The 25954-nt window shown below is 72.6% G+C and carries 24 protein-coding genes, 2 tRNA genes and 2 pseudogenes; 14 read left to right on the top strand and 14 right to left on the bottom strand.

Going from position 1 to position 25954, the window contains the following annotated elements; all coding sequences use genetic code 11:
• Positions 1-39: 39 nt before the first annotated feature.
• Positions 40-113: transfer RNA gene (locus IE178_RS25250), tRNA-Pro, on the bottom strand.
• A 166-nt stretch (positions 114-279) separates the two neighbouring features.
• Positions 280-486 (bottom strand): annotated as a pseudogene (locus IE178_RS36195) (MFS transporter); the annotation flags it as partial.
• 215 nt (positions 487-701) lie between these two features.
• Between IE178_RS36195 and IE178_RS25245 the strand changes: the two are divergent.
• Positions 702-1280, top strand: coding sequence for a TetR/AcrR family transcriptional regulator (locus tag IE178_RS25245; RefSeq protein ID WP_193513872.1), 579 nt, complete (start codon positions 702-704; stop codon positions 1278-1280).
• Here the strand turns inward: IE178_RS25245 and IE178_RS36190 are convergent.
• Positions 1198-1782: pseudogene (locus IE178_RS36190) on the bottom strand (PIG-L deacetylase family protein); the annotation flags it as partial. The gene IE178_RS25245 and the pseudogene IE178_RS36190 sit on opposite strands and share 83 nt — an antisense overlap.
• Before the next feature lie 110 nt (positions 1783-1892).
• On the opposite strand from IE178_RS36190, the gene IE178_RS25230 reads away from it, so the two are divergent.
• Positions 1893-3044 (top strand): Gfo/Idh/MocA family protein, encoded by a 1152-nt coding sequence (locus IE178_RS25230; protein ID WP_193513871.1) that lies wholly within the window; start codon positions 1893-1895, stop codon positions 3042-3044.
• On the opposite strand, the gene IE178_RS25225 is transcribed toward IE178_RS25230, so the two are convergent.
• The gene (locus IE178_RS25225; protein ID WP_193513870.1) at positions 3034-4065 is read right to left on the bottom strand and encodes a LacI family DNA-binding transcriptional regulator; all 1032 of its coding nucleotides are present in this window, start codon (positions 4063-4065) and stop codon (positions 3034-3036) included. The two genes, IE178_RS25230 and IE178_RS25225, sit on opposite strands and share 11 nt — an antisense overlap.
• Before the next feature lie 108 nt (positions 4066-4173).
• On the opposite strand from IE178_RS25225, the gene IE178_RS25220 reads away from it, so the two are divergent.
• From IE178_RS25220 to IE178_RS25205, 4 genes are read left to right on the top strand one after another with little or no spacing between them, the layout of a single operon-like run.
• The gene (locus tag IE178_RS25220) at positions 4174-5349 is read left to right on the top strand and encodes a phytanoyl-CoA dioxygenase family protein (RefSeq protein WP_193513869.1); all 1176 of its coding nucleotides are present in this window, start codon (positions 4174-4176) and stop codon (positions 5347-5349) included.
• 19 nt (positions 5350-5368) lie between these two features.
• A complete protein-coding gene (locus IE178_RS25215) occupies positions 5369-6145 on the top strand; it encodes an SDR family oxidoreductase (RefSeq protein WP_184762439.1) in 777 nt (258 codons plus the stop codon).
• 52 nt (positions 6146-6197) lie between these two features.
• A complete protein-coding gene (locus tag IE178_RS25210) occupies positions 6198-7202 on the top strand; it encodes a Gfo/Idh/MocA family protein (RefSeq protein ID WP_193513868.1) in 1005 nt (334 codons plus the stop codon).
• Entirely contained in the window at positions 7199-8221 is a 1023-nt protein-coding gene (locus IE178_RS25205; RefSeq protein ID WP_193513867.1) for a Gfo/Idh/MocA family protein, read from the top strand. Before IE178_RS25210 ends, IE178_RS25205 begins: the two co-directional genes overlap by 4 nt.
• A 60-nt stretch (positions 8222-8281) precedes the next feature.
• Here IE178_RS25205 and IE178_RS25200 read toward each other — a convergent pair whose 3' ends face one another.
• Genes IE178_RS25200 through IE178_RS25180 form a run of 5 tightly spaced genes read right to left on the bottom strand, consistent with a single transcriptional unit; the run spans position 8282 to position 13246 of the window.
• Complete coding sequence (locus IE178_RS25200) at positions 8282-9301, bottom strand: Gfo/Idh/MocA family protein (RefSeq protein WP_184762436.1); 1020 nt, start codon at positions 9299-9301, stop codon at positions 8282-8284.
• 25 nt (positions 9302-9326) lie between these two features.
• On the bottom strand, positions 9327-10229 hold the full coding sequence (locus IE178_RS25195; protein ID WP_193513866.1) for a sugar phosphate isomerase/epimerase family protein: 903 nt from the start codon (positions 10227-10229) through the stop codon (positions 9327-9329).
• Between the two features lies 1 nt (position 10230).
• Positions 10231-11142 (bottom strand): ATP-binding cassette domain-containing protein, encoded by a 912-nt coding sequence (locus IE178_RS25190; RefSeq protein WP_184762434.1) that lies wholly within the window; start codon positions 11140-11142, stop codon positions 10231-10233.
• A 5-nt stretch (positions 11143-11147) separates the two neighbouring features.
• Entirely contained in the window at positions 11148-12227 is a 1080-nt protein-coding gene (locus IE178_RS25185; protein WP_184762433.1) for an ABC transporter permease, read from the bottom strand.
• Positions 12227-13246, bottom strand: a complete 1020-nt coding sequence (locus IE178_RS25180; RefSeq protein ID WP_184762432.1) for a sugar ABC transporter substrate-binding protein — start codon at positions 13244-13246, stop codon at positions 12227-12229. The genes IE178_RS25185 and IE178_RS25180 overlap by 1 nt, the downstream gene beginning before the upstream one ends.
• Positions 13247-13562: 316 nt before the next feature.
• Here IE178_RS25180 and iolC point away from each other — a divergent pair, with 316 nt between their 5' ends.
• Genes iolC through IE178_RS25155 form a run of 5 tightly spaced genes read left to right on the top strand, consistent with a single transcriptional unit; the run spans position 13563 to position 19064 of the window.
• Positions 13563-14555 (top strand): 5-dehydro-2-deoxygluconokinase, encoded by a 993-nt coding sequence (gene iolC / locus IE178_RS25175; protein ID WP_184762431.1) that lies wholly within the window; start codon positions 13563-13565, stop codon positions 14553-14555.
• A gap of 14 nt (positions 14556-14569) precedes the next feature.
• Entirely contained in the window at positions 14570-15445 is an 876-nt protein-coding gene (locus tag IE178_RS25170; RefSeq protein WP_184762430.1) for a Cgl0159 family (beta/alpha)8-fold protein, read from the top strand.
• A 28-nt stretch (positions 15446-15473) separates the two neighbouring features.
• Positions 15474-16367 carry a 5-deoxy-glucuronate isomerase gene (gene iolB / locus IE178_RS25165; protein WP_193513865.1) on the top strand — a complete coding sequence of 298 codons (894 nt, stop codon included), beginning with the start codon at positions 15474-15476 and terminating at the stop codon, positions 16365-16367.
• A complete protein-coding gene (iolD, locus tag IE178_RS25160) occupies positions 16364-18235 on the top strand; it encodes a 3D-(3,5/4)-trihydroxycyclohexane-1,2-dione acylhydrolase (decyclizing) (protein WP_193513864.1) in 1872 nt (623 codons plus the stop codon). Before iolB ends, iolD begins: the two co-directional genes overlap by 4 nt.
• A 43-nt stretch (positions 18236-18278) precedes the next feature.
• Positions 18279-19064, top strand: coding sequence for a GntR family transcriptional regulator (locus IE178_RS25155; protein WP_193513863.1), 786 nt, complete (start codon positions 18279-18281; stop codon positions 19062-19064).
• A 16-nt stretch (positions 19065-19080) separates the two neighbouring features.
• Here IE178_RS25155 and IE178_RS25150 read toward each other — a convergent pair whose 3' ends face one another.
• From IE178_RS25150 to IE178_RS25140, 3 genes are all read right to left on the bottom strand, one after another.
• Positions 19081-20061 (bottom strand): aldo/keto reductase, encoded by a 981-nt coding sequence (locus IE178_RS25150; RefSeq protein ID WP_184762426.1) that lies wholly within the window; start codon positions 20059-20061, stop codon positions 19081-19083.
• Between the two features lie 101 nt (positions 20062-20162).
• Positions 20163-20825, bottom strand: a complete 663-nt coding sequence (locus IE178_RS25145; protein WP_193513862.1) for an NUDIX domain-containing protein — start codon at positions 20823-20825, stop codon at positions 20163-20165.
• 153 nt (positions 20826-20978) lie between these two features.
• Positions 20979-21052 (bottom strand) — tRNA-Pro (locus tag IE178_RS25140).
• 99 nt (positions 21053-21151) lie between these two features.
• On the opposite strand from IE178_RS25140, the gene IE178_RS25135 reads away from it, so the two are divergent.
• Both IE178_RS25135 and cobF read left to right on the top strand, forming a co-directional pair.
• Positions 21152-21694: a DUF309 domain-containing protein gene (locus tag IE178_RS25135; RefSeq protein WP_193513861.1), complete on the top strand. Its 543-nt coding sequence runs from the start codon at positions 21152-21154 to the stop codon at positions 21692-21694.
• Between the two features lie 74 nt (positions 21695-21768).
• Positions 21769-22542, top strand: a complete 774-nt coding sequence (gene cobF, locus IE178_RS25130; RefSeq protein WP_193513860.1) for a precorrin-6A synthase (deacetylating) — start codon at positions 21769-21771, stop codon at positions 22540-22542.
• A gap of 9 nt (positions 22543-22551) precedes the next feature.
• Here the strand turns inward: cobF and IE178_RS25125 are convergent, their stop codons facing one another.
• The gene (locus IE178_RS25125; protein WP_184762422.1) at positions 22552-23301 is read right to left on the bottom strand and encodes a cobalt-precorrin-6A reductase; all 750 of its coding nucleotides are present in this window, start codon (positions 23299-23301) and stop codon (positions 22552-22554) included.
• A gap of 259 nt (positions 23302-23560) precedes the next feature.
• On the opposite strand from IE178_RS25125, the gene IE178_RS25120 reads away from it, so the two are divergent.
• Complete coding sequence (locus tag IE178_RS25120; RefSeq protein WP_318280244.1) at positions 23561-25039, top strand: diacylglycerol/lipid kinase family protein; 1479 nt, start codon at positions 23561-23563, stop codon at positions 25037-25039.
• On the opposite strand, the gene IE178_RS25115 is transcribed toward IE178_RS25120, so the two are convergent.
• Entirely contained in the window at positions 25025-25798 is a 774-nt protein-coding gene (locus IE178_RS25115; protein ID WP_193513859.1) for a sulfite exporter TauE/SafE family protein, read from the bottom strand. The two genes, IE178_RS25120 and IE178_RS25115, sit on opposite strands and share 15 nt — an antisense overlap.
• Between the last annotated feature and the right edge of the window lie 156 nt (positions 25799-25954).

Raw genomic sequence — 25954 nt, 5'->3', positions numbered from 1 at the left:
GAGACAAGGCCCTGAGCCGGGCCGACGGCCCGTCGCGTGTCGGGACGACAGGATTTGAACCTGCGACCCCTTGACCCCCAGTCAAGTGCGCTACCAAGCTGCGCCACGTCCCGATGCGTGTCGCGCGGTGAACCGCGTGATCACGCAGGTCAACCCTACCGCATGTGCGCGGTGGCACCAGGACGGCGGGATTTCAGCCCGTGCGGCGGAGGGCGGCCGGTTCCGGTTACGGGGTGCCCGTCCCCGCGGAGGCGGATGCGGAGGCGTCCGGTACGAAATGACGCCGCCCCCGGTGCGGTTCGGCGACGCCGGTACGCAGCGCAGGGCGATGAGTGATGTCACCGCGACGACGGCCACGGGGATCCAGAACAGCCGACGGTGGTCGAGAGCGGTGACGATCGGGCCGGCCGCCGCCATGCCGACACCACCGCCGGCTGCGATCACGGCGGACAGATCGCTGATGCTGCCGCTCACCTCGGATGCCGCGGCATCGGGCACTCCGGCGGCCGTGGGAAGCGGTCGCGGAACGGTTGGCGTGGGACGAGCGGTGCGTGCGGGGCAGGGCCCGTGGCGGAAGGTCGTACGCGGTGGTGCGGAAGACGGATACGGGGTGTGATCGCCGTGGACTGCTAAAGTGGAGGTACCCCTCCACTGTGGCGGAGGCAACCCTCCGTTTCAATCGAGGCCCTCCGGAGGCCACCGTGACCGCCCAGCCGTTCCCCGTCAGCGAGATCGTGGCGTCCCGGCGACCGCACCGTAAGGACGCCGCCCGCAACTACGACGCCCTGCTGGCCGCGGCCCGCGAGGCGTTCGCCGAGCACGGCTCGGAGGCTTCCCTGGAGGACGTCGCACGCCGCGCCGGCGTCGGCATCGGCACGCTCTACCGCAATTTCCCGACCCGTCGGCACCTGTTCGAGAGCGTCTACGCGGGCGAGGTGAACGACCTGTGCCGGTTCGCCGAGGAGGTCACCGGCCAGGAGCCGTGGGAGGCGCTGGCCTCATGGCTGCGCCGGTTCGTGGACTACACGGTGACCAAGCGGGCCATCCGGGAGGCGCTGGACGGCGAGTCGGAAATCTTCCTGGCCTGCCGCGAGTCGATGTACGCGGCGGGCGCCCCGCTGTTCGAACGGGCGCAGGGAGCCGGGCAGGCCCGCCGGGACATCGCCTTCGACGACCTGCTGCGGATGGTGGCCGGGATCACCGCGACGAACTTCCTCGACGACGCCCAGCGTGACCGGGTGCTGTCCGTCGCCCTGGACGGTGTGCGCGCGGCGCGCTGACCCCGGCGCGGCGTCGCGCCGCGCGGAGACACCGGTACACCTCGGTGATGTCGAGGAGCACTTCGGGCTTGAAGCCGCACATCTCGGGCTGGTGCGGCTCGAAGTAGAAGACGGGCGGGGCGCCGATGATCTCGCCCTCGCCCGGGTAGCCGATGGCCTGGGCCAGGACGCGGGCCTCCAGGGCCATGCGGTGGGCGGCCGGGTGGTCGCCGTTGTACGGGTCCTCGACGGGGTGGGTGAGCACGACGTCGGGCTGGGTGGCGCGGTAGACCTCGACCAGCCGGTCGGTCAGCTCCGGGGTGGCGATCAGGGGGTAGTCGCCCGCGTCGAGTTCGTGGTTGAGCTCCGAGTAGGTCAACGGTTCGCCGCCGGCCACGGCCTTGCGCATCGCCGTGCCCAGTTCCGCCGGTTCGGCGAGTTGTCCGTCGGTGACGGCGGCGGCAGCCTTGGCCGCGCAGAGCCCTTCGAGGACCAGGCGGCACTCGGTGATGGCGACCGCCTCCTCCGCCGACGTTCAGCGCGGGCGGATTGTCCTGTCAAAAGGTTGACATGACGCCGGGGTCCGAAGAGGGTGAGCGGACAGAACAGGGACCGGGCCGGAGAGAGGCTTTCATGGTGGATGCGCTGGGTGTCGCCGTCGTCGGATTCGGCTGGATGGGGCGGGTGCACACCCAGGCGTACGCGCGCGTGCGGCACCACTATCCGCAGCTGGCCGTCCGGCCCGAGCTGGTCACGGTCGCCGAGGAGGTGCCGGGCCGGGCCGAGGAGGCCGCCGCGCAGTTCGGGTTCGCCTCGACGACCCGCGACTGGCGGGAGGTGGCCGCCGATCCACGGGTGAAGGCCGTCAGCATCACCGCCCCGAACTTCCTGCACCGCGAGATCGGTGTCGCGATGGCCGAGGCCGGCAAGCACATCTGGATCGAGAAGCCGGTGGGCCTGGGCCCGGACGACGCCCGTGCCGTCGCCGACGCGGCCGCCAGGGCGGGAGTCCAGGGCGCGGTCGGCTTCAACTACCGCAACGCGCCCGCCGTGGAGGAGGCCCGGGAACTGATCGCCTCCGGTGGGATCGGCACGGTCACCCATGTCCGCGTCCGGCTGTTCAGCGACTACGCCGCCCACCCCGAATCCGCCCTGACCTGGCGCTACGAGCGGGAGCGCGGCGGCAGCGGGGTGCTCGGCGACCTGGCCTCGCACGGCGCCGACCTGGCCCGCTTCCTGCTCGGCGACATCGCCTCGCTGACCGCCGACACGGCGATCTTCCTCCCCGAGCGGGCGCGTCCGTCCGGCGCCACGGCCGGCCACTCCCGCGCGAGTGGCGGCGCACTCGGCCCGGTGGAGAACGAGGACTACGTCAGCTGCCTGCTGCGCTTCGCGTCCGGCGCGCGCGGGGTGCTGGAGGCCTGCCGGGTGTCGGTGGGCGAGCAGAACAACTACGGCTTCGAGGTGCACGGCACCAAGGGCGCGGTCTTCTGGGACTTCCGGCGGATGAACGAACTCCGCGTCAGCCGCGGCACCGCCTACCAGGACCAGCCCGTCAGCACCGTGTACGTCGGCCCGGGCCACGGCGAGTTCGGTGCCTTCCAGCCGGGGGCGGCGAACGCCATGGGGTACGACGACCTGAAGGTGATCGAGGCGTACCGCTTCCTGCGCTCCGTCGCCGAGGGCGTCCCGCACGGCGCGACCCTCGCCGACGCCGTGCACAGCGCCACCGTGCTGGACGCGATGGCGCGGTCGGCCGAGAGCGGCACCTGGGTCACCCCATAGGCGTGGCGGGCATGTTGTAGGGGGTCACCACCTGGATCGCGGACGGCAGGGTGGGGCCCGCGGGCGGCAGAGCGCCGTGGGCGCGCATCATGACGTGGCAGGCCTCGCGCACGTCGTGGCGCAGATCGTGGTGGAGCACGGCGGACAGCCGGTGCTCGCGCAGCAGCCGGGTGTTGTCGTGGTCGAGGTCGTGGGCGACGAACACCGCGCAGTCGCGCCTGGCGTCCTCGAAGGCGCGCAGGGTGGCGATGTTGCCACCGCCGATCGAGTAGACCGCGCGGATCTCCGGGTCCCGGTCCAGGGCGGCCCGGACCAGGTCGTACTGGGTGGCGTCCAGACCCTGGCCCTCGGCGATCTCCACCAGGGCGCGCTCGGGATGCCGGGCGCGCATGGCGCTGCGGAAGCCCATCTCGCGCTCCTCCTCGTTGCGGAAGAAACCGCTGGAGAGGCTGGTGAGCACATTGCCGGGCCGGTCGCCCAGCCACTGCCCCATGAGATAGGCGGCGGTGGCGCCCGCAGCGCGGTTGTCGCTGCCGACGTACCCCACCCGGGCGCTCGCGGGCAGGTCCGTCACCAGGGTCACCACCGGGACGCCGGCCGCCGCGAGCCGTCCGACGGCGGCGGTGACCTCGGGCACGTCGGGTGCCTTGAGGATCACCCCCTGCGAGCCGCGCCGGCCGATCCGGTCGAGTACGGCGACCAGCTCGCCGGCCGGACCCGTCTCGCGGAAGTGGTAGCGGGAGCGGACCACCGCGGGGTGCAGGGAGGGCAGTTCGGCCTCCAGGGCGGCGCGCACGGCGGTGGAGAACCGCTCCGGCGACTGCATCACGATGTCCACCATGAACGTCCGTCCGACGAGACGGACCTGGGTGCGCTGCCGGTCCAGATCCGCGATCGCCCGGTGCACCTCACGGGCGGTGCTCTCCCGTACCCCGCCCCGGCCGTTGAGGACCCGGTCCACCGTGGCCTCGCTCAACCCGGCCTGACGTGCGATTTCCCGGATCGGGAAGGGGTGGCCCATGCGGCGGCTCCTGAGGGGTTTTTGATGGCTTCCTGCTGGTTGTTCGAAGGGTTTGTACTGACAAGAATGGCAGAGCCGCGTCGCTCCGTGACCCGAAGGGACGACCTCATGTCCGCATCCGCCCACCAGCAGACCCCCGCTCCGGCCGCCTGGCTGTCCGAGCGGGACTGCGACCTGCACGCCTTCCGCGCGCTGGTCGAGCAGTCGACCGAGGCCGGCGCCTACCCGCACGCCTCGGCCGTCGAGCGGAACGTGCTGCTCTACGACGCCGACCGGCTCGCCCTCGCCGGCCGCCGGGAGGTCCAGGCCGAACTGGTGCGCGCCCTCGCCGACGGCCCCGGCATCCTGGTCGTCCGCGGCGCCTTCCCCGACCCGGCGGTGGTCGACCGGACCACCGCCGTGTTCGACGCCCTGATCGCCGAGCAGCGCGCCTCGGGCGCCACCGCCGGTGACCACTTCGCCAAGCCGGGCGCCAACGACCGGGTGTGGAACGCCCTGGAGAAGGCGGCTCTGTACGACCCGCAGGCGTTCGCCGACTACTACGCCAACGACGTGATCGCGCTCGTCTCCGCGGCCTGGCTCGGCGCCGGCTACCAGGTCACCTCCCAGGTCAACGTGGTCAACCCGGGCGGCGCCGCCCAGACCGCGCACCGCGACTACCACCTCGGCTTCCTCTCCAACGAGGTCGCCGCCGCCTACCCGGCGCACGTGCACCGCCTCTCCCCCGTACTCACCCTCCAGGGCGCGGTGGCGCACTGCGACATGCCCGTCGAGTCCGGGCCCACGCTGTACCTGCCGCACTCGCAGAAGTACGAGCCCGGCTATCTCGCCTGGCGACTCCCGGAGTTCCGGGCGTACTTCGAGGAGCACCACGTACAACTGCCCCTGGCCAAGGGCGACGCGGTGTTCTTCAATCCCGCGCTGTTCCACGCCGCCGGCGCCAACCGCTCGCCGGACATCCGGCGCATGGCCAACCTGCTCCAGGTGTCCTCCGCGTTCGGGCGGGCGATGGAGACGGTGGACCGCGAGGCGGTGACGGGCGCCGTCTACCCGGTGCTCCTGGGCCGCAAGGCCGAGGGGGCCGGCGAGCAGTGGCTGGAGAACGTGATCGCGGCGAGCGCCGAGGGCTACGCCTTCCCCACCAACCTCGACAGCGACCCGCCGGTCGACGGTCTGGCCCCGCCCTCGCAGGCCGACGTCGTACGCCGGGCGCTGCGCGAGGGGTGGACCGCGCGGACCCTGCGGAACGAACTGCGGGCCGGCGCCAAGCGGCGCGAGAGCTGAAAGGAATCCACAACCGATCATGGGACTTCTCGACGACAAGGTCGTCCTCGTCAACGGCGGCAGCCAGGGGGTCGGCGCCGCCGTCGCGCGGGCCGCGGTCCGCGAGGGGGCGGTCGTGGCCGTCACCGGGCGGCGTCCGGAACCGGGTGAGGCGCTGGTGGCCGAACTGGCCGCCGCGGGCGGCACGGCGATGTTCGTCCGGGCCGACCTGGCGGACGCCGGGCAGGCGAAGGCGTCCGTCGCGCAGGCGGTCCGGGCGTACGGGCGCGTCGACTGCCTGGTGAACTCCGCGGGCCTGACCTCGCGCGGAACGCTCCTGGACACCACGCCCGAGCTGTTCGACCAGCACGTCGCCATCAACCTCAAGGCGCCGTTCTTCGCCATGCAGGCCGCCGTCGCGGACATGGTGCGGCGCGCGGAGCCCGGCACGATCGTCAACATCATCACCTCCTCGGCACACGGCGGCCAGCCGTTCCTGGCGCCGTACGTCGCCGCGAAGGCCGGGCTCATCGGCCTGACCCGCAACGCGGCGCACGCCCACCGGTGGGACCGGATCCGGATCAACGGCGTGAACATCGGCTGGACCGCCACCGAGGGCGAGGACGCCACCCAGCGCACCTTCCACGGCGCCGGTGACGACTGGCGCGAGCAGGCCGCCGCGCGGCTGCCGATGGGCAAGCTCGGCCGGCCGGACGAGATCGCCGACTTCGTGGTCCTGCTGCTGTCCGACCGTTCGGGCGTGGTCACCGGCTCCGTGATCGACTGGGACCAGAACGTCCTCGGCGGCCTCGACTGACCTCCCCCACTCCCCGCTCGTACGACCCCCGCAAGCAAGGAGCACGTCCCCCATGCGTATCGGAATCCTCGGCCTCGGCCGCATCGGCGCCTTCCACGCCGAGACCCTGTCCGGGCTCGGCGTCGTCGAGTCCCTCGTCGTCTCCGACCCGTTCGCGGACGCCGCGAAGGCCGCCGCCGAGCGGTTCGACGCCGAGGTCGCCGACTCCCCCGAGGCGGTGCTCGGCGCCGGGGTGGACGGCGTGGTCGTCGCCGCCGCGACCGACGCCCACCCGGAGCTGATCCTCGCCTGCGTGGAGGCGGGCGTCCCCGTCTTCTGCGAGAAGCCGGTGGCCCGCACCATGACCGAGGGCGTACGGGTGCTGAAGGCCGTCGAGGGCCGGGACGTGCCGGTCCAGATCGGCTACAACCGCCGCTTCGACGCGGGCTTCGTCGCCGCGCGGGCCGCCGTGCGGGGCGGGGAGCTGGGCAAGCTGCACACCGTCCGCTCGACGACGCTGGACCCGGCGCCCCCGCCGGCCGCGTACATCGCCGCGTCCGGGGGCATCTTCCGCGACTGCTCGGTGCACGACTTCGACATCATCCGCTGGGTCACCGGCCGCGAGGTGACCGAGGTGTACGCGGTCGGCGGCAACCGGGGCGCCGACTACATCAAGGAGGCCGGCGACGCCGACACCACCGGCGCGATCCTCACCCTGGACGACGGCACCATCGCGGTGGTCTCCAACAGCCGCCACAACGCCCGGGGGCACGACGTGCGCATGGAGATCCACGGCTTCGCGGACTCCATCGCGGTGGGTCTGGAGGACAAGCTGCCGCTGCGCTCGGTGGAGGCGGGCGTCACCTTCCCCGCCGGCGTCCCCCACGACTTCTTCATGGACCGCTTCACGGCCGCCTACCGCGCCGAACTGACCGCGTTCACCGAGGTGGTGGCGGGCGCCCGCCCCTCGCCGTGCACGATCGCGGACGCCCTGGAGGCGGGCTGGATCGCCGAGGCGTGCACACTGTCGCTGCACGAGCACCGTCCCGTCACCCTCGGGGAGGTACGGCAGGCATGACCGACACCGGCCGGGAACCCCTGCGCATCGGAATCCTGGGCGCCGCTCGGATCACCGAGCGCTCCCTGATCGCCCCGGCCCGGGTGGGCGGCCACCGCCTCGTCGCGGTGGCCGCCCGCGACCGCTCCCGCGCCGAGACCTTCGCCGCGGCCCATGGCGTGGAGCGAACCCTGGGCTCGTACGCCGCGTTGCTGGCCGACCCCGAGGTGGACGTCGTCTACAACCCGCTCGCCAACGGGCTGCACGGCCCGTGGAACGTGGCGGCGCTGGCGGCCGGCAAGCACGTCCTGACGGAGAAACCGTCGGCGAGCAACGCGCGGGAGGCCGAGGAGGTGCGGGAGGCGGCCGCGAGGTCCGGCACCGTCTTCATGGAGGCCTTCCACTACCTCTTCCACCCGGTCACCCGGCGTCTGCACGAGCTGCTGGCCTCGGGCGAGCTGGGCGAGCTCCGCCACGCCGAGGCCATGGTGGCGACTCCCGCCCCGCAGGACACCGACCCCCGCTGGTCGCTCGCGCTGGCCGGCGGCGCCCTGATGGACCTCGGCTGCTACAGTCTGCACGCACTGCGCATGCTCGCCCCGTGGGCGGGCGGCGCGCCCCTCCTGCTCGCGGCGCGGGCGGGCGAGCGGCGGGGCGCTTCGGGCGTGGACGAGTGGCTGGACGCCGAGCTGGGGTTCCCGGGCGGCGCGACGGGCACCGCCCGCTGCCACATGGCGTACGACCGCCTGGAGATGAGCATCCGGGTCGTCGGCAGCCGGGGCGAGGCGACGGCCCCGAACTTCGTGCTCCCGCACAGGGACGACCGTGTCGTCGTCCGCACCGCGGACGGCGAGCGCACGGAACACCTCGGCACACGGTCGTCGTACACGTACCAGCTGGAGGCGTTCGCCGCCCGGGTGCGCGAGGGCGCGCCGCTCGCGCTGGGCACGGACGACGCGGTGACGACGATGCGGCTCATCGACGCGTGCTACGAGGCGGCGGGGTTCGCTCCGCGCCCGCGGACCAGGCTCGGCGGCTGAGGCAGCACCGGCTCACAGGGTTACGGCCGTCCCCGAGGGGGGCGGCCGTAGCGCGCGGTGTCACCGGTACAGCGGCGGCTTCTCCACCAGGTCGACCTCCACCCGGCCGCCCTCTTCCAGTGCCCGGACCCCGGCCTCGCAGACGGCCGCTGCGGCGTAGCCGTCCCAGGTGCTCGGGCCGGTGATCTCGCCTCGGCGGGTGGTGTCGACCCACGTCCGGAGCTCGTCGTCGTAGGCCTGGGCGAAGCGGTCGGTCCAGTCCTGGGCGATGGTGCCGCCCCAGTGGCCCGCCATGTTGGTGACCAGGGCGTGGCCGTCGCCGATGCGGGCGGTGCCGCGTTCGCAGACCACCTCGGCCTGCACCTGGTAGCCGAAACCGCAGTTGACGAAGATCTCGACGTCGGAGAGCGCGCCGCCGTCGGTCTCCAGGACGACGAACTGCGGATCGCGCAGTCCCTCGGGCGCGCCGGCCGACGGGGCGGGGCGCAGCACCGTCACGGCGGTGATCTCGTGGCCGAGCAGCCACCGGGTGGCGTCCACCTCGTGGGCCACGGAGTCGCTGATCAGCATGGAGCTGGTGAAGAAGGGCGGGCTGGCCACGTTGCGGTGCCGGTTGTGCAGCATCAGCGGGCGGCCCAGCCGGCCGGTCTCCAGCAGGGCCTTGAGCCGCACGTACTCGGTGTCGTAGCGGCGCATGAAGCCCACCTGGACGCGGCGGTGGCCGAGCGCCTGTTCGGCTTCGAGGACGCGCAGCGCGGAGGCGGCGTCCGGGGTGAGGGGCTTCTCGCACAGGACGGGCAGATCGTGCTCGAACGCGGCGAGCAGGGCGGCCTCGTGGGCCGGCCCCGGGGAGGCGATGAGCACCGCGTCGACATCGGCCGCGGCCATCGCGGCGGCCGGGTCGGTGTGGGCGGTGCAGCCGTCGACGCCCGCGGCCACGGACCTGGCGCGCTCGGCGTCGACGTCCACGACGGCGGTGACCCGCGCGCCGCTGACGACCCGGTCGATACGGCGTACGTGGTCCGCGCCCATGCGTCCGGTGCCGATGACGGCGATGCGCAGTGGCTCGCGCCGGTTCATCGCCTCTCGCCTCCCCCGCGGGTCGTCAGGCGCCGCAGGACCGCAGGAACCTGCGGGTGCGTACGGCGATCGGCAGCGGCTTGTCCGGCTCGCAGGGGTACATGTCCTGCTCGACGATCGCGAACAGGTCCACGCCCAGCTTCTGGGCGGCCGTGAGGACCGGGCCCAGCTCGGGGACACCGGCGGGCGGTTCGCACATCACTCCGCGCTGGACCGCCGGTCCGAACGGGATCTCGTTCTTGACGACGTCGGCGAGGATGTCCGGGTCGACCTGCTTGAGGTGGAGATAGCCGATGCGCTCGCCGTAGGTCTCGATCAGCTTGACGCTGTCGCCACCGCAGTAGGCGTAGTGGCCGGTGTCCAGGCAGAGGTTGACCAGGTCGGAGTCGGTCGAGTCGAGGAAGCGCTCGACGTGCTCCTCGGTGTCGATGTGGGTGTCGGCGTGCGGGTGCACGACGATGTCCAGTCCGTAGGTGTCCCGCACCTCGCGGCCGAGGCGCTCCATGCCCCGGGTGAGGTGGCCCCACTGCTCGGTGGTGAGCTCGGGGGCCTCCAGGATCTCGGCGGTCTTGTCGTCGCGCCAGAAGGACGGGATGACGACGAGGTGCTTCGCGCCCATGTCCCGGGTGAGGGCGGCGACCCGGCTGACCTGTTCCCAGGTGGCGTCCCACTCGGACGGGCCGCGGTGCAGGCCGCAGAAGATGGTGCCGGCGGAGACCTTCAGGTTCCGCCGGTTCACCTCGTCGGTGAGGCGGGCGGCGTCGGTCGGGAGGTAGCCGTAGGGTCCGAGTTCGATCCAGGAGTAGCCGGCCTCGGCGACCTCGTCGAGGAAGCGCTGCCAGGGCACCTGCTGCGGGTCGTCGGGGAACCAGACGCCCCAGGAGTCGGGGGCGGAGCCGACCCGGATGCGGTCGAGCGCGACTGCCATGTCAGGACTGTCCTTCCGGAGTTGCGGCTGCGGGGGCCTGGAGGTCGTCCTCCTCGGGCAGCTCCTCGGTGTCGACACCGCGGACCTGCGCCAACTCGTGCTTCAGGGCGGCCAGTTCGGCGCCGCCGGCCATGTGGTTGGTGAGCTCCTCGAGGCTGACCTCGCTGCGGCCGGCACTCAGTTCCATCGTGCCCAGGCGCAGCACGCTGAAGTGGTCGCCGACCATGTAGGCGTGGTGGGGATTGTGGGTGATGAAGATGACGCCGAGGCCGCGGTCGCGGGCCATCGCGATGTACTTCAGCACCACGCCGGACTGCTTGACGCCGAGGGCGGCCGTCGGCTCGTCCAGGATCAGCACCCGGGCACCGAAGTAGACGGCGCGCGCGATGGCGACGCACTGGCGCTGGCCGCCGGAGAGGGTGCCGATGGGCTGTTCCAGGTCGTCCAGGACGATGCCCATGTTGCGCAGTTCCTCGTCGGCCGTCTTCTTCATCCGGTCGATGTCGAGGCGGCGGACCGGCCAGGGGCCCTTGGTCATCTCGGAGCCGAGGAAGAAGTTCCGCCAGACCGGCATCAGCGGGACGACCGCGAGGTCCTGGTAGACGGTGGCGATGCCCTTGCCGAGGGCCTCGCGCGGGGTGGAGAAGCGCACCGGTTCGCCGTCTACGAGGAACTCGCCCTCGGTGTGGCGGTGCAGACCGGAGATGATCTTGATGAGGGTGGACTTGCCGGCGCCGTTGTCGCCGAGGACGCAGGTCACCTTGCCGGGGTGGACGGTGAGATCGACGCCGTGCAGGGCGCGGATGTTGCCGTAGGACTTGCCGGCGTCGCGGAGTTCGACCAGGGGGCGGTCTTGGTCGGTCGCGGTGTCCTTGAGTACGGCGCCGTGGCTGCCGGTGGTCTTGTCGGTCATTGCGGTCACCTCCGGGTCGCCGTGCGCTGGACCCACAGATTGATGAGGACGGCGCCGAGCAGCATCACGCCGAGGAACGCCTTGAACCAGTCGGGGTTCCAGCCGGCGTAGACGATGCCCTGCTGCACCATGCCGAACATGAAGGCGCCGAAGACCGGGCCGATCGCGCTGCCGGCGCCGCCGGTCAGCAGGCAGCCGCCGATGACCGCCGCCGCGATGTAGATGAGCTCCTGGCCCACGCCCTCGCCGGACTGCACGGTGTTGAAGGAGAACAGGTTGTGCATGCCGACGAACCAGGCGCCGAAGCCGACCAGCATGAACAGCGAGATCTTGGTGAAGGTGACAGGGACGCCGACCGCGCGGGCGCTGTCCTTGTTGCCCCCGACCGCGAAGACCCAGTTGCCGTACTTGGTGCGCAGCAGGACCCAGGTGGCCAGGGCCGCGAAGACGAGCCACCACACCACGGTGATCTTCACCTGGACGCCGGCCACGTCGAAGCTGGACGCGAAGATCGCCTTGGCCTGGTCGAAGCCGTCCATGTCGCTGATGCTGTCGGTGGCGACGTTGCCCGTGACCAGCTTCGTCACCGCCAGGTTGACGCCCTGCAGGATCAGGAAGGTGCCGAGGGTGACCAGGAAGCTCGGCAGCCCGGTCCTGACCAGCATCCAGCCGTTGAACATGCCGACGGCGAGGGACACCACCAGGGCGACGATCACGCCCACCCACACGTTCAGCGTGAGCTGGTAGCTGAGCATGCTCGCGGTCAGCGCCGAGGCCACCACGGCGACGCCGGCCGAGAGGTCGAACTCGCCGCCGATCATCAGCAGGGCCACGGGCAGCGCCATGATCCCGATGACCGACGACTGGTAGAGGATGTTCGCCATGGAGCTGCCGTCGCGCACCGGCGGCGCGGCGAACAGGAAGAACACCATGACGGCCACGGCGCCGAGGAACACACCGACCTCGGGCCGGGCCAGCAGGCGCAGCGCCAGCGGGCGCCGCACGGTCCGGCCGTCGGCCTGTTTCGGGCCGGGGGCCGGCGGTGGGGTGTTCACCGCCGGCTCAGCCTGTTGGGCCATGCTCATCACCGCGTGCCCTTCGCGGCGTACTCGGAGACCGCCTCGACGTTGGACTCGTCGACGAACGCCGGGCCGGTCAGCACCGGCTCCTCACCGCCACCGCTGTAGTTGCCGTTGTTCTCGTAGAGCCACAGGCCGTCGACGGCGAGGTAGCCCTGCAGGTAGGGCTGCTGGTCCACGGCGAACTGGATGTCGCCGGCCTCGATCGCCTTGGTCAGCTCCTTGTTGAGGTCGAAGGTGGCGACCTTCGCCTCGCTGCCCGCGTCGCCCACCGACTGCACCGCGGTCGGCGCGAAGGGCGCGCCGAGCGTGACGACGTAGTCGATGGAGGAGTCCTGCTTCAGCTTGGCGGTGATCGTCGACTTCACCGACGGCATGTCGGTGCCGTTGACGTTGAGGATCTGGGTCTCGCCCTCGAAGGTCTCCTTCACCCCGTCGCACCGCTGGGTCAGGCCGACGTTGCCCTGCTCGTGGATGACGCAGACGGCGTTCTTCGCGCCGACCTCGTTCAGCTTCTTGCCGAACGCCTCGCCCGCCACCGACTCGTCCTGGCCGAAGAACTCGAGCAGGCCGAGGTCCTTCCAGTCGCTCAGGCCGGAGTTGAGGCCGACGACGGGGATGCCGGCCGCCTCCGCCTTCGCTATGACGTCCTTGAGCGCGTCCGGCTTGGCGAGGGTGACCGCGATGCCGTCGACCTTCTGGTCGATCGCGTTCTGCACCAGGGTGGCCTGGCTGCCGGCGTTCGGGTCGGCCGAGTAGACGAGCTTGACGTTGTCCTTGGCGGCCGCGGCCTCGGCGCCCTTGCGGACGATGTCCCAGAAGGTGTCGCCGGGGGCCTGGTGGGTGACCAGGGCGACCGTCATACGCGGCGTGCTCGCCTTGCCCGCCGAGGCCTCGGCGCCGCCCTCCTCGGACTTCTTGCCGCCGGAACCGCTGGAGCAGCCGGCGAGCGTCAGGGCGGCTGCCGCTGCGACCGCGACGAACGGCGCGACTCTGCGGGAGCGGGTGTGAGAAGAGCGGTCCATCTGTCCTGCACCTCACTGTGCTACACGGGGAAAGGGCGGGAGTCCGAGGATCCGGTGCCCGGAGCCTCGGGAGTCCGGGAGTGTGCCGTAGAACACGGCGGTTGTGCTGGGACGCGATCCAATCCACAGAACCGCCTGCTGTCAATACTTTGTTAAGACATCATTTCACGAGCTAGTCCGAATGTAAGTACAAACTATTGACATCGCCGCCCTTCGAGACCTACACCTGGGAAGCAGCAGGTCCCTGGAATGCACGTCCCACCGTGGCAGGGCGTCCCGGGACCCGCATCCCCAGCACCTCGAGGAGCGTCGATCAATGGCCGACTCACCACAGTATTTCGACCTGATCACCATGGGCCGCATCGGGGTCGATCTTTATCCGCTGCAGACCGGTGTCCCGCTGTCGCAAGTGGAGACATTCGGGAAGTTCCTGGGCGGTTCGGCCGCGAACGTGGCGGTCGCGGCCGCCCGCCTGGGCCGCTCCACGGCGGTGATCACCCGCACCGGGGCCGACCCCTTCGGCACCTATCTGCACGAGGCGCTGGTGGATTTCGGCGTCGACGACCGCTGGGTCACGCCGGTCGCCGCGTACCCCACCCCCATCACGTTCTGTGAGATCTTCCCGCCGGACGACTTCCCGCTCTACTTCTACCGCCGCCCCAAGGCCCCCGATCTGGAGATCCACGCCGACGAGCTGGACCTGCCCGCCGTCCGCGCGGCCGGTGTCTTCTGGGTCACCGGCACCGGTCTGAGCGAGGAACCGAGCCGCTCGGCCACCCTCGGCGCGCTGGAGGCCCGTGGCAGGGCCGGCATCACCGTCTTCGACCTCGACTGGCGCCCGATGTTCTGGCGCGACCCCGGACAGGCCCGTCCGTACTACCGCGAGGCCCTGCGGCACGCCACGGTCGCGGTCGGCAACCTGGAGGAGTGCGAGGTCGCCACCGGGGTGCGCGCGCCCGAGGCCTGCGCCGAGGCGCTGCTGGCCGCGGGTGCGGAGCTGGCCGTGGTCAAGCAGGGCCCCGAGGGCGTGCTCGCCGTGCACCGCGACGGCACCCGGGCCGAGGTGGAGCCGGTGCCGGTCGAGGTGGTCAACGGCCTCGGCGCGGGCGACGCCTTCGGCGGCTCGCTCTGCCACGGTCTGCTCTCCGGCTGGGACCTGGAGCGGACCATGCGCCACGCCAACGCCGCCGGCGCCCTCGTCGCCTCGCGCCTCGCCTGTTCGTCCGCCATGCCGACCGAGTCGGAGGTCGCGGACCTCCTCGCGCGGGCCGCGTCGCCGCACGCGGCGGGCCTGCCGAGCCAGTTCTGAACGGAGCACTTGCCTTGAACCTCAGCATCCCCGACCTCACCACGGTCCGAGCCCGGAACCCGGAGGCCGTCGCCGAGGCGGCCGCCCGCCGGTCCCGCCGCCCGCTGATCGGCGACAGCGGCCGGCTGATGATCGTGGCCGCCGACCACCCCGCCCGGGGCGCGCTCGGCATCGGCGACCGGCGCCTGGCCATGGCCGACCGCGCCGACCTGCTGGAACGTCTGTGCATCGCCCTGTCCCGGCCGGGCGTGGACGGGGTGCTGGCCACCGCCGACATCCTGGAGGACCTGCTGCTGCTCGGGGTCCTGGAGAACAAGGTCGTCATGGGCTCCATGAACCGCGGCGGCCTGGCCGGAGCGGCCTTCGAGATGGACGACCGCTTCACCGGCCACCGCGCCGAGGACATCGCCCGGCTCGGCTTCGACGCGGGCAAGCTGCTGGTCCGCGTCGACTACGACGACCCGGGCTCGCTGACCACCCTGGAGTCGGCCGCCCGCGCCGTCGACGCCATGGCGGAACGCCGGCTGCCGGTGTTCGTGGAGCCGTTCATCTCGCGCCGGGTGGACGGCCGGGTCCGCAACGACCTGTCCGCCGAGGCCGTGACCCGCTCCATCGCCATCGCCTCCGGTCTGGGCGGCACCTCCGCCTACACCTGGCTGAAACTCCCGGTCACCGACGACGTCGACGACATGGCGGAGGTACTGCGGACCTCGACGCTGCCCGTCGTCCTCCTCGGCGGCGAGGTCGGCGACCAGGAGGCGGCGTACGAGCGGTGGGGCAAGGCGCTGCGGCTGCCCACCGTGCAGGGCATGGTGGTCGGCCGGTCGCTGCTCTACCCGGCCGGAGGCAGTGTGGAGGCGGCGGTCGACACGGCCGTCGGTCTGTTGTGAGAAGCCCGTTCCTAGACGGAGGCATGGCATGACGTATCACCTTCCCGCGGGCTCGGCCCCCTCCGGCCCCTACCTCGTCGACGTGAGCCCGAAGACGGCCGGCTGGGGCCACTCGAGCCTGCGCGTGCTGGAGCTGCCGCCGGGCGGCACGCACACCTTCGACGCGGGCGAGAGCGAGTGGATCGTGCTGCCGCTGAGCGGCGGCTGCACCGTCACCACGGCCGACGACTTCGGGCACGACGCGTTCGAACTCACCGGCCGCACCGGCGTGTTCGACGGCGTCACCGACTTCGCCTACGTACCCCGCGACGCGCACGCGAGCGTGACCTCCGCCGCCGGCGGACGGTTCGCGCTCACCGGCGCCCGCTGCACCCGCCGGCTGCCCGCCCGCTACGGTCCGGCCTCCGGCGTACCGGTGGAGCTGCGCGGCACCGGGAACTGCTCCCGGCAGGTCAACAACTTCGGCGCGGCCGGCGTGTTCGAGTGCGACAAGCTCATCGCCGTCGAGGTGCTCACCCCGGGCGGCAACTGGTCCTCCTTCCCGCCGCACAAGCACGACGAGCACCGGCCGGGCGAGGAGTCCGTGCTGGAGGAGATCTACTACTTCGAGTTCGCCGGCCACGACGGCACGCCCGGTCTCGGCTACCAGCGGGTCTCCCCGTCCGGCCCGGGCCGCGAGACGGACGTGCTGGCCGAGGTCCGCGACGGCGACGTCGTCCTCATCCCGGACGGCTGGCACGGGCCGTCCATGGCCGTGCCCGGCCACCACATGTACTACCTCAACGTCATGGCCGGCCCCGGGGCCGAGCGCGCCTGGCTGATCTGCGACCACCCCGACCACGCCTGGATCCGCGGCACCTGGCCGGACCAGCCGGCCGACCCCCGACTCCCCCTCTACACCGCACCGGAGAGGTCCGCATGAGCGCCACCACCCGCCGACTGACGACCGCCCAGGCGCTGGTGCGGTTCCTGTCCGCCCAGTACACCGAGCGCGACGGCGTCAGGCGCCGGCTCGTCGCGGGCACGTGGGGCATCTTCGGCCACGGCAACGTGGCCGGCATCGGACAGGCGCTGGTCGAGTCCGCCGACGTCATGCCGTACCACCAGGGCCGCAACGAGCAGGCGATGGTGCACGCCGCCGTCGGTTACGCCCGTCAGCTCAATCGGCTCTCGGCGCAGGCGGTGACGACCTCCATCGGCCCCGGCGCGACCAACCTGGTCACCGGCGCCGCCCTCGCCACCGTCAACCGCCTGCCGGTGCTCCTGCTCCCCGGTGACTACTTCGCCTCACGGGCCGCCGACCCGCTGCTCCAGCAGCTGGAACACCCGGTCTCGGCCGACGTATCGGTCAACGACACGCTGCGCCCGGTGTCGAGGTACTTCGACCGTGTCACCCGCCCCGAGGCGCTGATCCCCTCCGCGCTCAACGCCATGCGGGTGCTCGCCGACCCGGCCGAGACCGGTGCGGTGACGCTGGCCCTCCCGCAGGACGTGCAGGCGGAGGCCTACGACTGGCCGGAGGATTTCTTCGCCGAGCGCGTCTGGTACGTGCGCCGCCCCGCACCGGACCCGGCCGAGCTGACGGCGGCGGTGGAGGCCGTACGGGCCGCGCGGCGTCCGCTGATCGTGGCGGGCGGCGGGGTCCACCACAGCGAGGCCGAGGAGGCCCTGAGGGCGTTCGTGGACGCCACCGGCATCCCGGTCGCCTCCACCCAGGCCGGCAAGGGCTCGCTCCGCCACGACCACCCCGCCGACCTCGGCGGCATCGGTCACACCGGCACGGCGGTGAGCGACGAACTCGCCCGCACCGCCGACCTGGTGATCGGCGTCGGCACCCGCTACACCGACTTCACCACCGCCTCCGGCACCCTCTTCCAGAACCCGGACGTGCGCTTCCTCAACCTCAACATCACCGGCTTCGACGCCCACAAGCTGGCGGCGCGCACCCTGGTCTGCGACGCGCGGACCGGTCTGGAGCGGCTCACCGAGGCGCTGGCCGGGCACCACGTGGACGAGGCGTACACGGCCGGGTACCGGGCCGGCAAGGAACGCTGGGAGGAGGTCGTCGAGACCGCCTACCGGGCCGCCGACGACTCGGCCGTACCCACCCAGACGCAGGTGCTCGGCGCGCTCGACGCGGTCGTCGGCGACGAGGACGTGGTGATCAACGCGGCCGGTTCGCTCCCCGGCGACCTGCACAAGCTGTGGCGCTCGCGCAGCCCGCGCCAGTACCACCTGGAGTACGGCTACTCCTGCATGGGCTACGAGATCCCGGCCGCCCTGGGCGTGCAGCAGGCGGCTCCCGGAACCCCGGTCTGGGCGCTGGTCGGCGACGGCACCTATCTGATGGCGCCGACGGAGATCGTCACCGCCGTCCAGGAGGGCCTGCCGGTCAATCTGGTGCTGATCCAGAACCACGGCTACGCCTCCATCGGCGGCCTGTCCGAGGAGACCGGCGGCGAGCGCTTCGGCACGGCCTACCGCTACCGGGCCGACGACGGCACCTTCACCGGCGCCCCGCTGCCGGTGGACCTCGCCGCCAACGCCGCCAGCCTCGGCATGGACGTGCTGCGCGCCAAGACCGTGCGGGAGCTGCGGGGCGCGCTGGCCGAGGCCCGCGCCTCCGAGCGGCCGACGTGCGTGTACGTCGAGACCGACCCGACGCCCACCGCTCCGCCGGCCGAGGCCTGGTGGGACGTGCCGGTGGCCGAGGTGGCCGCCCGCGAGCCCGCCGTCCGGGCCCGCGAGCGGTACGACTCCCAGGTCGCCGGCCGCCGCCGTCACCTGTAGCGACTCGTGACCCCCGCTCGCGCTCTCATCAGGGAGGAACTCCGTGGCGAAGACCGGTGACCCCGCACGTGCCGTGACCGAACCCGCGTTGAGCACCCTGGACTTCGCCCTGGACCGGGGCAGTCCGGTGCCGTTGTACTACCAGCTCGCGCAGCAGTTGGAGGCGGCGATCGAGCACGGGGTCCTCGCCCCGGGCAACCTCCTGGGCAACGAGGTCGACCTGTCCGTGCGCCTCGGCCTGTCCCGCCCCACCGTCCGCCAGGCCATCCAGTCCCTTGTCGACAAGGGACTGCTCGTCCGGCGGCGCGGGGTGGGCACGCAGGTGGTGCACAGCCAGGTCAGGCGCCCCCTGGAGCTGAGCAGCCTCTACGACGACCTGGAGGCTGCCGGACAGGGCCCGACCACCGAGGTCGTGCGCAACGAGACGGTCCCGGCGTCCGCCGACGTGGCGGCCTCCCTGGGCCTGGCCGAGGGCGCCGAGGTCGTCCTGCTGGAGCGGCTGCGCCGCACCCACGGCCAGCCGGTCGCCCTGCTGTGCAACTACCTCCCGTCGGGCCTGCTGGGCCTCGACAGCGCCCGCCTGGAGTCGACGGGCCTGTACCGGATGATGCGCTCGGCGGGCATCACCCTGCACAGCGCCCGTCAGACCGTCGGCGCCCGCTCGGCCACCGCTCAGGAGGGCACCCGCCTGGACGAGAAGGAGGGCGCGGCCCTGCTCACCATGCAGCGCACGGCCTACGACGACACGGGACGGCCGGTGGAGTACGGCACCCACATCTACCGTGCGTCCCGGTACTCGTTCGACTTCCAGCTGCTGGTCAGACCGTGAGCCGCGGGACGGCGGTTCAGTGCGCCGCGTCCAGCCGGGCCCGCTGCTCCGCCGACAGCTCCAGCTCCACGGCCCCCAGGTTCTCCTCCAGCTGAGCCGGCGACGACACCCCGGCCAGCGGGAGGATCGGCAGCTCGTGGCCGATCTGCCAGGCCAGCACCACCTGGTTGAGGGTCGCCCCGGTCTCCTGGGCGACCTCACGCAGCACCGCGAGGCGGGCCGGGGTACCCGGGTGGTCGTAGTCGCCGGGCAGCCGTTCGGGGCGGGAGTAGGCGCCCTTCAGCAGCGGCGAGTAGGCGACCAGGGTGAGTGCGGGCTCGGCCCGCAGCAGGCCGGCCAGCTCGGCACCGGCGTGACCGAGGCTGCCGTCGGGGAAGAGGTCGCCGGGGACGTCGGTGCGGGGGCGCAGATAGCTGTGCTGGTACTGGAGGACCTCGTAGCCGGGCAGCCCGGCCGCCGCCGCGAGGGCGCGGGCACGCTCCACCCGCCACATGGCCTGGTTGCTCACCCCGAGCAGCCCCACCGTGCCCTCGGCGACCAGGGCCCCGAACCCCTCGACCGTCTCCCGCTGGGGCACGGTGTGGTCGTCGATGTGCGCGTACAGCAGGTCCAGCCGCTCCGTCCCGAGCCGCTCACGACTGCGCTCGGACGCCTCCCGGATCACCTTCGCGGACAGGCCCTCGGGGTTGTCGGTGTAGCTCGTGCCCGGGGCGAGGGGGCGTGCGCCGAGCTTGGTCGCGACGACGATCTCGTCGCCGACGCCGCGGCTGCGCCGCCAGCGGCCGAGCAGTTCCTCGCTCTGGCCGCCCTGCCCGCCGTCGGTCCAGAACGCGTAGTTGTCGGACGTGTCGATGAAGTTCCCGCCGGCCTCGACATAGCGGTCGAGCAGGGCGAAGGAGGTCTTCTCGTCGGTCACCGATCCGAACAGCATCGCCCCGAGCGCGAGCACGCTCACGTCGCGGCTGTGCGGACCGGTGCCGATGGTGCGGTACTTCATGCCTGATCCCTCCCGTTCGCACCCCGTCGTCGGGGCACGGAACGGGAGTCTTCCTGTTGAAGCGCGCTTCAAGTCAAGTGCGCCCAGGGCACCTTGGGGAGTCAAGGGGCGAAGGGGCCCTCCAGTGCCGCCCACTGGAGCAGCATGATGGTCTTGGCGTCGTTGATCCCGCCGGTGCGGATCATCTCCAGGGCCTGCCGGAAGGGCAGTTCGAGGATCTCGATGTCCTCGCCCTCCTCTTCGAGTCCCCCGCCCTCGTGGGTACGGGTGGAGGCGCCGTAGGCGGCGGCGTAGAAGCTCACGCGTTCGGTGACCGAACCGGGGCTCATGTACACGTCGAAGACGTGCTGGACGGGGCCGATGGTGTGCCCGGTCTCCTCCACCACTTCGCGCCGCACGGCGATCTCGGGGTGCTCGTCATCGTCGTCGAGCAGACCGCCCGGCGTCTCGATGAGCATGCCGTCCGGGTGGCCGTTGACGTACACGGGGAAGCGGAGCTGGCGGGTGAGCAGCACGGTTTCACGGTCGGCGTCGTAGAGGAGCATCGTCGCCCCGTTGCCGCGGTCGTGCGTCTCGCGTTCCTGGGTCCTCCAGGTACCGTCGGCGTGCCGGAAGTCGAAGGTCGTGGTCCGCTCCACGTACCAGTGGCTGGACAGCAGTTTCACGTCCCGGACCCTCACCCGGGGGTTGCCGGTGAGGTCCCGGCCGGTCCGGTCGAGCCCGGTGCGGCCCCGGCGGTCCGGGGAGTCGACACCGGCGGTCATCGCCGGGCCGCCGGGCGTGAGGGCAGATGCACAGTGGTCATACCCGCTTCTATCACGCACCGCCGCGGGCCCGGCCCGGCCGGACGCCCCCGGGGACACGAGAGGCCGCACCGGAGAGCTCCGATACGGCCTGCCGACCCGCTGTGCCGCAAGTCGGGACGACAGGATTTGAACCTGCGACCCCTTGACCCCCAGTCAAGTGCGCTACCAAGCTGCGCCACGTCCCGTCGCGCTCACGTGCGGTGAACCGCGTGATCGCGCGAACAGCACTTTACCTCACGCCCGGGCCCGCGCCGAAGCGGGCCCGGGCGCGGGACAATCGGCGTATGGGCAGCATGGACAGCACTTCCTCGGACCGGACGGCCGCCGCCCGGGACCGGGACAGCGACGGGCGGGCGCGCAACGCCCGGCCGCGGGACGGGCTCGGGCGGCCCCTGCCGTACGGCGCGCAGGGCGTGCCCCGACAGCCCGAGGGGGTGGTGCGGCGGCCGGAGGAGAGCGTCGCGGAGGCGCAGCGGCTGCTGGACGAGGGCAAACCCTTCCACGCGCACGAGGTCTTCGAGGACGCCTGGAAGTCCGGGCCGCAGGAGGAGCGCGAGCTGTGGCGGGGGCTGGCCCAGCTCGCCGTGGGGCTCACCCACACCGCGCGGGGGAACGTCGCCGGCGGGGCGCGGCTGCTGCGGCGCGGGGCCGCTGCGGCGGAGGCGTGGGCGGCGGGAGCCGGCGCGGCCGGGGCGCATCCGCACGGGATCGATCTGCGGGGCGTCGTGGCCTGGGCCCGGGAGCTGGCGGCGGAGGTGGAGCGGGGTGGTGGCGTACCCGTCGACGCGGGGGCGCGGGCGCCTCGGTTGCGCGGGGCCGCCGGATAGCGGAGCGGAGGGCCGCCGGTGACAGGGCGGGGTGCGGTGCGGGGGCTGTCCGGGCCGTGCGGCAGACTCGGGGCGTGCGAGAGATTCATGTCATCGGTATCGGCGCGGGCGACCCCGACCAGCTGACCCTGCAGGCGGTCAAGGCACTGCGGGACGCGGATGTGTTCTTCATCCTGGACAAGGGCGAGGCGAAGGCGGACCTGACCCGGCTGCGCCGGGACATGCTCGAGACGCACCTCCCGGAGCGGGCGTACCGCGTCGTCGAGGCACGTGACCCGGAGCGGGACCGGACGGCCGGCGGTTCGGCGTACTCCCCCGCCGTCGGGGACTGGCGCAGCGCCCGCGCGGACATCTACGAGCGGCTGATCGCCGAGGAGCTGGGCGAGGACGAGACCGGCGCGTTCCTGGTGTGGGGCGACCCGTCGCTGTACGACAGCACGCTCGGCATCCTGGAGGAGGTCCTGGAGCGCGGGGCCGTCTCCTTCACCCATGACGTCGTGCCGGGCATCAGCAGTGTCTCGGCGCTCGTCGCCCGGCACCGGACGGGGCTCAACCGCGTGGCCCGCCCGGTGCAGATCACCACGGGCCGGCGGCTCGCCGAGGGTTTCCCCGAGGGCGTGGACGACGTGGTGGTGATGCTGGACGCGCACCAGACCTTCCGGGCGTACGCCGGTCAGGACGTCGACATCTACTGGGGCGCCTATATCGGCACCCCGGACGAGATCCTCGTCTCGGGGCCGATCGACGAGGCCGCGCCCCGGATCGAGCGGCTGCGCGCGGAGGCACGCGAGCGCAAGGGCTGGATCATGGACACGTATCTGCTGCGTCGCGGACCGGGCGAGGGCTGATCCGTTCGGTCAGGGCCGTACGAGGGCGTCCAGTCGGCGCAGGGCCTCCGGCACGTCGGGGACCGCGGTGACTCCGTCCGGCAGGGGCGGGCGCCGTACGACCACGACCGGCAGTGCCAGGTCGCGGGCCGCGGTGAGTTTGGCGGACGTGGCCGATCCGCCGCTGTCCTTCGTCACCAGGACGTCGATGTGATGGTCGCGCAGGAGGGCCGTTTCGCCGGCCACCGTGAAGGGTCCCCGGGCGAGCAGGACGTGCGTGTGCGGCGGCATGGGCGGCTCGGGCGGTTCCACCGACCGGACGACGAAACGGACGTCGGTCAGGTGGGCGAAGGCGGCGAGGCCCAGGCGGCCGGTGGTGAGGAGGACCCGGTGTCCGAGCCGGGGCAGCAGGCCGGCCGCGGCCCGGAGGGAGGGGACCGGGTGCCAGCGGTCCCGGGGGCCCGGTCGCCAGCCGGGACGGCGCAACACCACCAGGGGCAGTCCGGTGGCGGTCGTGGCCCGTGCCGCGTGCGCCGTGATCGTCTCGGCGAACGGGTGCGTCGCGTCGACCACGGCGTCCACGCGCTGCTCGCGCAGCCAGTCCGCCAGTCCCTGAGCCCCGCCGAAACCGCCGACGCGCACCTCGCCCGCGACCGCGCCCGGCCGCGTCACGCGCCCGGCCAGCGAGGTCGTCACCCGGGTTCCGGGGCGGGCGGTGAGCGCGGTGGCCAGTTCGCGTGCCTCGGTGGTGCCGCCGAGGACGAGGACGTGAGGGGACATGGCGCCGAGGGTACGAGGCCCGGCTGCCCCGTTCGGCTCCGGCCCTGGTGGCGTGGGCTTCGGTACCGGGCCGGACACCTTCGGCACCGGCCCGGATGGCCCATGCGGCACCGGCCCGAAGCGTCTTTCGGCAGCGGTACGGACACCGGGCCCGGCACCTGTCCGCGCGCCGTCCGGCCGCCGCGGTGACCGGCATCCGACATCCGGCCGCACACACGTCCGCCCACGTCCTACGATGACGCCGGTGACTGGAGGAATCATGGCCGTGGACTTGAGCAGGCGGGGCTACCGCGTTCAGCGGTGGGCGGCGCGGGGGGCGCTGACCGCTGCCGCGCTCGCGGTGGCGACCCCTCTCGTCTACGGCGGGCTGCGCGGGCTGCTCCTGCTGGTCTGCGGGATCGCGGGACTGGGGCTGAGCGCCGCCGCCGTGTGGTGGACGCTGACCCTGCGGGGCCCGCTGCGGTGGGGGGCCGCGCTGATCGCCGTCTGCGTGCCCGCCGGTCTGGTCGCGCTGTTCGCCGCCACCCTGTTCTGGGCGTTGGTGGTGTCGCTGGCCCTGTGGGGCCTGGCGGTGTGGAGCGGCCGGTTCGCGCTGCGCGGAACGGGCAGCGAGCGGGCCGCGACACGCGAACGGCGGCTGCCGCCGCCCCGGCGGCCGGTACTGATCATGAATCCCCGGTCCGGCGGCGGCAAGGTGGGCCGGTTCCGGCTGCGGGAGAAGGCGGAGCGCATGGGTGCGCGGGTGGTGCTGCTCGAACCGGGCAAGCAGCACGACGTCACCGAGTTGGCCCGGGCCGCCGTCGCGGACGGCGCGGACCTGCTGGGCGCCGCCGGCGGCGACGGCACCCAGGCCCTGGTGGCGGCCGTGGCCGCCGAGCACGACATCCCCTTCCTGGTGATCAGCGCCGGAACCCGCAACCACTTCGCCCTCGACCTCGGCCTGGACCGCGGGAACCCAGCCGCCTGTCTCGACGCGCTCACCGACGGCGTGGAACTCCGTGTGGACCTGGGGTTCGCGGGTGAGCAGCCGTTCGTGAACAACGCCTCCTTCGGCGCGTACGCGGCAATCGTGCAGAGCCCCACCTATCGCGACGACAAGATCGGCACCAGCCTGGACATGCTGCCCGATCTGCTCAGCGGTCAGCAGGGGCCCCGGCTGGTCGCCCGCGCGGGGGACACGACGCTCACCGCGCCGCAGGCCGTGCTGGTCAGCAACAACCCCTACCGCACGGGCGATCCCTTCGGACTCGGGCGGCGGGAGCGGCTCGACTCCGCCGTGCTGGGAGTCCTCGGGGTCAGGCTGGAGGGTGCCGTGGGCGCCGCCGCGCTGCTGCTGAACCCGGATCCGAGCGGGCTCACCATCCTGACCGCCTCCGAGGTCGTCATCGAGGCGAACCGCCCGGAGATCGAGGCCGGGGTCGACGGGGAGGCGATGGTGCTGCCCGCACCCGTCCGCTGCCGCATCGCACCGGGCGCGCTCCGCGTCCGGGTCCCGCGCAAGCGGCCCGGCGTCACCAAGGCCCCGCCCCGCATGGACTGGCGGCGGCTGCGCAAGCTGGCGGCGACGGTCGGCCGTACCGCCGCGCCGAGCCGGCTGCACCGCCCGTACTCCGCACCGGCCGCACCGGCCGCCGCACCGGACGCGCCGCCGGAGCCGCCGCGGCCGGACGCACCGCACGAAGGGTTGGGTCCGGGTGAGCCGACCGCACCGGCCGGGTCCCGCTCAGCGCACCAGTAGCTGTACGCCGCCCACGACTGTCGCCGCGATCACCAGCTGCTCGAAGAGGCGCTGGTTGATCCTGTTCACAGCCCATCTGCCGAGGAACGCGCCGGGCACCACGAACAGCACGAGCGCCGCGTCGAGCAGCAGCGAATCGGCGTCGATCAGGCCGAGACCGGCGCTGAAGGGCAGCTTGGAGGTGTTGACGATCAGGAAGAAGAACGCCGAGGTCCCGAGGAAGCCGAGCTTGCGGAAGCCCGCGGAGAGCAGATACATCGACATCACCGGGCCGCCCGCGTTGGCGACCATGGTGGTGAAGCCGCCGAGGACGCCGTAGGAGCGGGCTTTGGCGCGGCCGGCCCGGGTGGTGACCCCGTCGGGCTCCTCCTCGGCGTCGGCCTGGCGCCGCCGCCACACCGTCACCCCGGCCATCAGCAGCAGGATCGCTCCGATCGAGGTCCGTACGATCCCGTCGTCCGCCCACATCAGGAACACGGTGCCGACGACGACGCCCGCCGCGACCGCCGGGAACAGCCGCCACAGCGTGGGCCAGTGGGCGTGCCGGCGGTAGGTGAGGACGGCGAGCACGTCCCCGGCGATCAGGATGGGCAGCAGTACGCCGGTGGAGGCGCGGGCGGGCAGGACGGCGGCGAAGATGGCGAGGCTGACCGTGTTGGCCCCGCTGACGGCGGTCTTGGAGAAGCCGACGAGCAGGGCCGCGAAGGCGAGCGCGGCGAATTCCCAGCCGGTGAGGTGCCAGAGCGTCATCGTGTTCATGCGGAGGCCGATGCTATGTGCAGGCAACCGGCGCCGGTAAGGACCGTCTCGCCTGATGGCTGCCGTGCGCACCGGCGCCGTACCCGTGCCCGCGGCGCAGACCGTACCCGTGCCCCCGCGCCGACGCCGGGCCCGGACCCGTAACCCGTACCCGTA

It is taken from the genome of Streptomyces griseoloalbus, from assembly GCA_014650015.1.
Lineage (GTDB): Bacteria > Actinomycetota > Actinomycetes > Streptomycetales > Streptomycetaceae > Streptomyces > Streptomyces griseoloalbus.
The sequence above is the reverse complement of the archived record's forward strand: the minus strand, read 5'-3'. Positions and strand labels throughout refer to the sequence as shown.